The organism is Klebsiella planticola ATCC 33531 (assembly GCF_000735435.1).
GTDB classification, from domain to species: Bacteria; Pseudomonadota; Gammaproteobacteria; order Enterobacterales; family Enterobacteriaceae; genus Klebsiella; species Klebsiella planticola.
In genome coordinates this window covers 93,398-101,395 of the sequence record NZ_JMPP01000027.1, presented here as the reverse complement: position 1 = coordinate 101,395, position 7,998 = coordinate 93,398, and the positions used below count along the sequence as shown (strand labels likewise).

8 protein-coding genes and 1 pseudogene are annotated in these 7,998 nt (G+C 61.7%); 2 read left to right on the top strand and 7 right to left on the bottom strand.

What is annotated here, in order from left to right; translation table 11 throughout:
• The 3 genes and pseudogenes from GRPL_RS27760 to nac all read right to left on the bottom strand — a co-directional run.
• Positions 1-77: pseudogene (locus tag GRPL_RS27760) on the bottom strand (SDR family NAD(P)-dependent oxidoreductase); the annotation flags it as partial.
• Positions 78-190: 113 nt separating this feature from the next.
• Positions 191-628 carry an acetyl-CoA carboxylase biotin carboxyl carrier protein gene (locus GRPL_RS12865; RefSeq protein ID WP_223849389.1) on the bottom strand — a complete coding sequence of 146 codons (438 nt, stop codon included), beginning with the start codon at positions 626-628 and terminating at the stop codon, positions 191-193.
• Positions 629-745: 117 nt separating this feature from the next.
• Entirely contained in the window at positions 746-1,669 is a 924-nt protein-coding gene (nac, locus tag GRPL_RS12870; RefSeq protein ID WP_032687315.1) for a nitrogen assimilation transcriptional regulator NAC, read from the bottom strand.
• A 359-nt stretch (positions 1,670-2,028) separates the two neighbouring features.
• On the opposite strand from nac, the gene GRPL_RS12875 reads away from it, so the two are divergent.
• Positions 2,029-3,231 (top strand): pyridoxal phosphate-dependent aminotransferase, encoded by a 1,203-nt coding sequence (locus GRPL_RS12875; protein WP_032695341.1) that lies wholly within the window; start codon positions 2,029-2,031, stop codon positions 3,229-3,231.
• A gap of 219 nt (positions 3,232-3,450) precedes the next feature.
• Here the strand turns inward: GRPL_RS12875 and GRPL_RS12880 are convergent, their stop codons facing one another.
• From GRPL_RS12880 to GRPL_RS12895, 4 genes are read right to left on the bottom strand one after another with little or no spacing between them, the layout of a single operon-like run.
• A complete protein-coding gene (locus GRPL_RS12880) occupies positions 3,451-4,221 on the bottom strand; it encodes a 5-oxoprolinase subunit PxpA (RefSeq protein WP_032695342.1) in 771 nt (256 codons plus the stop codon).
• Between the two features lie 10 nt (positions 4,222-4,231).
• The gene (locus GRPL_RS12885) at positions 4,232-5,218 is read right to left on the bottom strand and encodes a 5-oxoprolinase subunit C family protein (RefSeq protein ID WP_032686843.1); all 987 of its coding nucleotides are present in this window, start codon (positions 5,216-5,218) and stop codon (positions 4,232-4,234) included.
• Entirely contained in the window at positions 5,215-5,922 is a 708-nt protein-coding gene (pxpB, locus tag GRPL_RS12890) for a 5-oxoprolinase subunit PxpB (protein WP_152632217.1), read from the bottom strand. The genes GRPL_RS12885 and pxpB overlap by 4 nt, the downstream gene beginning before the upstream one ends.
• 2 nt (positions 5,923-5,924) lie before the next feature.
• Positions 5,925-6,764, bottom strand: a complete 840-nt coding sequence (locus GRPL_RS12895) for an ABC transporter substrate-binding protein (RefSeq protein WP_032695344.1) — start codon at positions 6,762-6,764, stop codon at positions 5,925-5,927.
• Positions 6,765-7,061: 297 nt separating this feature from the next.
• On the opposite strand from GRPL_RS12895, the gene GRPL_RS12900 reads away from it, so the two are divergent.
• On the top strand, positions 7,062-7,982 hold the full coding sequence (locus GRPL_RS12900; RefSeq protein ID WP_032686841.1) for a DMT family transporter: 921 nt from the start codon (positions 7,062-7,064) through the stop codon (positions 7,980-7,982).
• The last annotated feature ends 16 nt before the right edge of the window (positions 7,983-7,998 follow it).

Sequence of the window (7,998 nt, the reverse complement as noted above, 5' to 3'; positions counted from 1 at the left end):
AGGCGTTCGACAATCGCTTCACCCATTCCGGCGGAAGCGCCGGTCACCAGGGCCACTTTATAATCTGAAAATGGCATATGTGCCTCTCCTGTTGCGGCAGAGCGATCTGCCTTTGACGTTGTTTTTCTGACTGTATGCAGTTATGTCCAATGGGGATAAGACATAAATAGTGTGGCCCGATAAGGGGTCCTTATAACTTCGCGGAAGCGGCATCCGCAGGCAGCAGCAGCGCGATCTCGCTGCCGTACTCCAGCCGGTTCCCCGAAGTCGCGACAAGGCTTTTGAGCGTTCCGGCCACCGGGCTGCGCACCGGCAAATAGAGCGCCCCGACCTGCACCAGCGCGAGGATATCGTCCGGCTCAACGCGCTGCCCCTCGCTGACGAACGCCTCCCCATGGCTGGGGTGGCTCAGCAGCAGGCGTCCCGGCATCGGGGAACACACCGGCAGCAGAGGGGGTTCGGTCGCCGCCGGCAGAGGCGGCGGTTCAGCCATCGTTTTGCCGCCTGGATAGCGCAGGCGAACCGACCAGTCCGCGCCGCGCCACTCAAGCTCCCGTAGTCCGGCGTTATGCATCTTCTGCGCCAGCTGGCGCACGTCCTCAAAAGCTATCAGTTCTTTTTCCATCATGATTCCATCGCGCTAAGGTCAGATCACGGCAGCGCCGCGCGCCAGAGTAGTGACTCTAGCGCGGGTATTGGGCGGGTTGATAAGAGGGTTTCGCTTTGAGGCAATAAGGGGGACTTATTATCCCACCAGGGTTAGCGGCCGGTTGTCCTCGGTCCGCTGCGCCATCAGGGAGAGCAAAATCCCCTTCACCGCCTCCGCGGGCTGCGAAAGCGGCAGATGGTCGGACATACAGAACGAGAGCGAGGTGAGCACATTGGGTTCGACAATTCTCGCCATCCAGGCATTGGCGGGCTGGAGCATGGTGCGCGCCGCGGATTCCGGCATGATGGTGCCGCCGAGCTCCGCCGCCAGCGCGGCGTTAAGCGTGGTCTGCGATTCAATCTCGCACTTCACCCGGTAGCTCAGTCCGGCCTGGGTAAAGGCGTCGTCCGCGGCTTTACGCATAATGTTATAAATGCGCGGCAGGAACAGATCGTAGCGGGCGACCTCCGCCAGGGCGATTTCACGCCGGGGCGCCCCCAGCGCGTGCGGGCAGACGAAAAAGAGTTCCTCTTTCATCAGCGGCAGAAAACGCAAACCGTGAATATCGCGGTCGCCATAAATCACCGCCATATCCATTCGCCCGCTCATGATTAATTCGCTGAGGGTGGTGCCAAAGTTTTCATTGAAATAGAGCACGATCCCTGGATGCTGGCGCTGCACTTCGGTGAGCAGCGGGATCGCCAGCAGCTGGGCCGCGGTGCCAGGCGCCAGGCCGACGGAAACCTGGCCGCTCAGGGCCTGTCCCGCGCCGTCGATGGCGCTCTGCGCCTGCGCGCACTGGCGTAGAATCGCCTGGGCGTGGGTATAGAGAATTTTCCCGGCATCGGTCGGCGTAACCCCGCGTTTGGTGCGAATCAAGAGCTGCTGATCGACCTCACCTTCCAGCGTCGCCAGCTGCTGGCTGAGCGCCGGCTGGGCGATATGCAGAATGTCAGCGGCCTGCGTCAGGCTCCCGACGTCGACGATTTTGATGAAATATTTCAGGCGGCGAAGATTCATAATAGCGGTCCCAATCAATACGCATCTCTGATGACAAGCAAGATCGGTGCCACAACCTAAAAGCCCCGCAGGCCGCCAATCGCGCCACCCGTTCGGGCAATCCGCTCTTCAACGCGCCGCGTTTGCACCGTAGGGGTGCACCGGCGCATAGGCGCGGCCCCGTTCGTCGGCCGGTCGGCACGGGCCTTTCCCGTCAGTCATCGCATTGCGTTATGTCCCCACAACAAAGCGCTATTAGCTCGCCGCCTTTGCCCCCCTCTATGCTGGTTGACGTGTATTGCCCCCCGCTCGCCGCTCGCGGCGGATCGTTCTGCGCCGCGTGCGGGTTTGCTGACCTTATAACCAGGAACCGCAGCCTCATGCCTGATATCGCCGATCGTCTCAAAAATGTTACCGTCTCCGCCTCCGTCGCCATGACGCAAAAAGCGCGCGATCTCGCCGCGCAGGGAATCGACGTCGTCGGTCTCTCTACCGGCGAACCGGACTTCCCCACGCCGCCTCACGTGATCGATGCCGCCTATGCCGCGGCGTGCGCCGGGGATACCCGCTACCCGCCGACGGACGGCACGCCCGCGCTGCGCGCCGCCATTCAGCGCAAGTTCCTGCGCGATAATGAACTGCGCTACGACATCAGCCAGATCCTGACCGCCGGCGGCGCCCGACAGATTATCTTCAACGCCATGATGGCGACCATTAACCCCGGTGATGAAGTGATCATCCCCATGCCGTCGTGGATCAGCTACGCCGACATCGTTAAATTCGCCGGCGGAACGCCGGTTGCGGTGCCCTGTCATGAAGAGTACGGCTTTAAACCGCTGCCGCAGGACGTCGAAGCGGCGATCACGCCGAAGACCAAATGGCTGCTGCTGAACTATCCCAGCAATCCGACCGGCTCCGTCGCCACGCATGCCGAGCTCCTGGCGCTAGGCGAAATGCTGCTGCGTCATCCGCAGCTCTGGATCATGACCGACGACATTTATGAGCATCTCCTGTATGACGGCGTGAAATTCTGGACGCTGGCGCAGGTAGAGCCCCGGCTTTACGATCGCGTATTGACGGTGAACGGCGTCTCGAAAGCCTATTCAATGACCGGCTGGCGGCTGGGTTTTTGCGGCGGCCCACTGACGCTGATTAAGGCGATGAGCAACGTCAATACGCAAAACAGCGGCGGCGTGGCAACCCTGGCGCAGGCGGGATCCGTCGCTGCGCTTGATGGCCCGCAGGATCTGTTGGCGGAACGCGCGGAAATCTATCGCCAGCGCCGCGATTACGTGCTTGAGCGCCTTGCCGGTATTCCCGGCCTGCGCTGCCATAAGCCGCAGGGGGCCTTCTATCTGTTCGTCAACATCGCGGAATTTATCGGTAAAACCAGCGCCGGCGGGCGTTTTATCGCCAGCGACGCCGATTTTGTGATGGCGCTTATCGAAGAGCAACACGTGGTGACGGTACAGGGGGCGGCCTACGGCATGAGCCCCTATTTCCGCCTTTCTTACGCCACCAGTATGGAACGCCTGCAAACCGGCTGCGATCGTCTTGCGGCCTTCTGCGCGGGTTGCCGTTAAGCTGCAGCGCGCAGATTGTGCGCGCTGAGCGGAGTGAAATGCCTGCCTGGTGTCTGACCGGCAGGCATTTTTTTATCCCGCCGGCGGGCGACGGGTTCACTTCATGCCTGACGGGAAGGAAAATCGTTTTGACAGGATGAGGGCTGGAATTCCACGGTGAAGGGAGAGCAGACGGTGGCGAGGAGCGCGGCGTGCGCCCCTCGCCACCGGGGAAATGCTTTACTGCGCCAGCACCTCCGCCGCCGGCGCAACCGTCGCGCCGCAGGCTTCAATCTCGCTGCGAACCAGCGTCGCCAGCGCCAGCGAGCCCGGGGTATCGCTATGAACCAGGATCGAACGCGCGCGTACCGGCAGCGTATTGCCGCTAAAGGTGGTCACCGTACCCTGCTGCAGAAACTGACGTACTCTGGCGCGCACCGCCGTCTCCTCTTTGATCAGCGAACCGGGAATGCCGCGCGGAACCAGCTGCCCGCGATCGTCGTAGGCCCGGTCAGCGAGAAACAGCGTCAGCGTCGGCAGCCCCGCGGCCTGCGCCGCCCGTTCAATGATAGTGTCCGGCTGGCAGAAAATAATCAGTTGCGAATCGATCCGGGCGACGGTCTGCATCACCTGCAACGCCAGGGCGTCGTCACGGTTAATCATATTGCCCATCGCCGCATGAAAGCTCAGGTGGGCGACGCGGGTGCCCTCGGCGCGGGCAATGGCCGAGAGCGCGCCAAGCTGATATACCACCTGCTGGCAGATCTCATCCGCGGAGAACGCCATCTCTTTGCGCCCGAAGCCCTGGCGATCCGGCAGGCCAGGATGGGCCCCGATACCCACGCCGCGCGCCTTCGCCAGGCGCACCATCCGGGTCATGATTGCCGGATCCCCCGCGTGAAAACCGCAGGCGATGTTAGCGGAAGAGACCCTATCCATTAGCGCCGAATCATCACATACCTGATAGACGCCAAAACCTTCTCCCATATCGGAGTTCACATCAATTTTCATGCTGAGTTCCTTATAAACCGACAACCCTGGTCAGCGGCGCTACGCTGACGCGCAAACGCTGCAGCCAGCGTTCAATCGCCTGTCGCACCGCGATGGCGGTACGCGTATCGCCCTGTACCAGTTGAATTGACTGACCCGCCTGCAGCTGGCCCAGACGCCAGAGGTCCTCTTCAATCACGCAGGCAATTTTGGGATAACCTCCCGCGGTGTTGGCATCGCTCAGCTGGATAATCGGTTCGCCGGCCGGCGGAACCTGTACGATGCCCGGGATCAGGCCGTAGGAGCGCATTTCAACCGTTTCGGCGGGCAGGATGGGCTCCCCCGCCAGGCGATAACCGGTCCGGTTGCTGTGCAGCGAAATTTTCCACGCCTGGCTCCAGAAGCGCGGCGCATCGGCGGCAAACAGCGGATATTCGCCGGCGGGGATGGCGCGGATCTGCGCATCGCCCTGCGCGTTGCGAGGGAAAAAGGCGCTCAGGGCCACTTCCGGCGGCTCAATGCCGATCCCCGAGGCCGGCAGCGGCGCGCCCTGCCACCGGCCGCACGCCAGCACGTCGCCGCGCTGCAGCGGCCGGCCCTCGAGTCCGCCGAAGCCGCCGCGCAGGGCGGTGCTGCGCGAGCCCAGCACCTGCGGGACATCAATGCCCCCGGCCACGCAGAGATAGCCGCGCGCGCCGCGACGGGGAAAGCGCAGTTCCAGCTGCTGGCCTTTACGTACCGCGCAGCCCCACCACGCCGGTAGCGCTGCGCCGTCAAGCCTTGCCCGGCAGTCGGCGCCGGTGAGCGCGATCCAGGTATCCGCCAGGAAACGCACGCGGAAGGGAAACATCTGCACTTCGATGGCCGCCGCGTTTTCCTCGTTCCCCAGCAGGGTGTTGCCGGCACGCAGCGCCAGCGGGTCCATCGCGCCGCTCACCGAGACGCCAAGGTGGCGCCACGCCGGGCGGCCTAAATCCTGGATCGTATTTAGCGATGCGCTTTGTTCAATCTCAATCACAGTTCGACCCTCTCAGGCAGAAAACGGATGATATCGCCTGGCGCCATCAGCGCAGGAATGGCGGCATGGGGATTGAATACCTCAATTTCCGCGTAGCCGATCGCGTTCCAGCCGTTCGGCCCGGTCAGCACCGAGACGCCCGCCTGCGGCCCGCCGATGGTGACCGTCCCCTTAAGCATATTCAGCGAAGGCACCTTTTTACGCGGCGTCGCCAGGCGCGGATCCAGACCGTGCAAATAGCCGAACCCCGGCGCGCTGCCAAGCGCGACCACGGTATAGATCCCCTGCGAATGACGACGAATGACTTCCCGGGCGGAAAACCCGGTATGGCGACATACCGCCTCCAGATCGGTGGCGTGTTCGCCACCGTAGCACACCGGGATATCAATCTGTCGCCCTTCGACGTTGAGCGCCTGCGTCTCCAGCCAGCACTCGCGCAGACGGCGCTCCACCCCGGTCGGCTCCTCCGGCGTATCGCGTAGCAGCACCAGTAAATTGGTCACGCCGGGGATCAAGGACTCCACCTCCGGCCACTGCTGCAGGGTCTGCGCCAAAGACCAGATGCGCCGCTGCGCCGGCAGGTCGAAGGCGCCGGGCGCTTCGATAAGCCAGGCCCGGCTACCCATCATGGAGATCCGCGCCGGGGCGCCGGCGTGAAGCTCAATGCGGCGCTCGGGTAACAAGGTTTTCGATGTCGGCGTCATACTTATTCCAGCGGTTCAAACGTGAGGCTGGATAACGGTTGTACCCGTTCTTCGCGGACCATTTTGTATTCGGTGTTCGGTCCAATCCAGGTATTCCAGATCTTGTCGATCGTCCCGTTGTCATCCATCGCCTTCAGGCTTTCATTGACGCTGGTCAGCAGCTGCGGTTCGCCCTGCTTCATCCCCACGCCGATAGGTTCAAGCGCCATCGGCTCCTTAATCATCGCCAGATTGATGCCGTCCTTTTTCGCCTGGCCGATCATCTTGATACCGGTCATCGTGTTGGTGACGAAGCCCAGCGCTTTATTCTGCTCAAGGGCGAGGAAGGCCGACGCGGCGTCCTGGAAGGTGACCGGTTTGCCGCCCTTCAGCACGATGGATTGTTCAGAGGTGGTCCCCTTGGTGGCGCTGATGCGCTTGCCTTTAAAATCGGCGAGGGTTTTATCGGCGTTCGCCTCTTTTACCAGCAGCATCTCTTTCGCGACATAGTAAGGGTCGCTGAACTGAATCTGGCGGCCGCGCGTTTTGGTATAGGCAAGGTTGGCGATCAGCACATCGGCTCGCCCGGTAGCGATGACGGCGATACGCGCTTCCACGGAAGTGGGAACCAGCTGCGCCTTGACCCCCATCTGTTTCGCCAGCGCGTGACAGAGTTCAACGTCCATCCCGACCAGCTGACGGGTTTTCGGATCCGGGGCCGAAAACGGCGGCACATCGGAATAGACCGCGCACTTCAGCTCGCCGCGTGCATGAATATCCGCCAGCATGTCGGCGCGCGCGGCGCCGGACGCCGCGACCAGCGTCAAAGCCAGCGCTAAACCCGCATTTCGCTTCAGTTTCATTATTGTTTCCCTCGGTCTGGATAAAAGAGTACCGACGTCTGCGAAGAGGCTCCCCGTTTCGCCGGTATGGCTAACCACTTATCGCGACTATATCGACATTGCTTGCGCAACGGGTAAGAGGGAAACGCTGTCGGGAGATAGGCGATTTATATGACGGCGCCGGCGCCCAGAGATAAGCAAACATTATCCTGACAGAACGAAATTATCTTATCTGCCGGCCCTTCGCGCCCTCTACTGTAACGCCATGCGCGACATCCACCTCGCGTCCCTCCGCGACCGTTAACCAAAGGTAGTCACATGAATGCCCGACTTGGGATTTATCTAAAAATACTCTCCGCGCTGTGCGCGACGTTAATGCTGGCCTGCGTCAAAGGATTACAGGGGGCGATTCCCACCGGCGAAGTGATTTTCTTCCGCTCCTTTATCGCCATGTTCCCCCTGCTCATCTGGTTAAAAATTCAGGGTAACGTGCTGGCCAGTATTAAGACCAAAAATATTTTCGGCCATCTGATTCGCGGCTTTTCCGGTACCGGCGGGATGTACTTCAACTATCTGGCGCTGGTGTCGATCTCCCTCGCCGACGCCACCGCCCTGAGCTACGCCGCCCCGCTCTTCACCGTCATCATGGCGGCCTTGCTGCTGAAAGAGCGGGTGCGTTTTTCCCGCTGGCTGGGGGTGATTGTCGGTTTTTCCGGCATCCTGTTTATGCTCTCCGCCAGCTTAACCGCCCGCGGCTCTCTGTTCGCCGGCGGCCAGCTGCAGTCCGGGATGGCTCTCGGCGTCGCGTTCGCCCTGCTGGCCGCGCTCTGCACCGCCACCTCCAACATTCAGATCCGTTTTCTCAACGGCATTGAAAAACCCGGCGCCATCGTCTTTTACTTCTCGTTGATGACCACCCTGATTGGCCTGGCAACCAGCCTGTTCGGCTGGACGCGGCCAACGCCGGGCCAGCTTCTGTTGCTGGTGGGCTGCGGTTTCTTCGGCGGCATGGCGCAGATTCTGGTCACGCTAAGCCTGCGTTTTACCGACGCCTCGCTGCTGGCGCCGTTTGACTACACCACCCTGGTCTGGTCGATGGTGATTGGCTACCTGTTCTTAAACAGCCTGCCCGGTTCGTCAACGCTGATCGGCGCCGGGATCGTGGCGCTGGCGGGGATCTTCACCCTGTGGTGCGACCAGCGGCAGCGGCGGGCGCATATCGCGCGCGCCTCTTCCTGAGTTTGCTGATACCCAT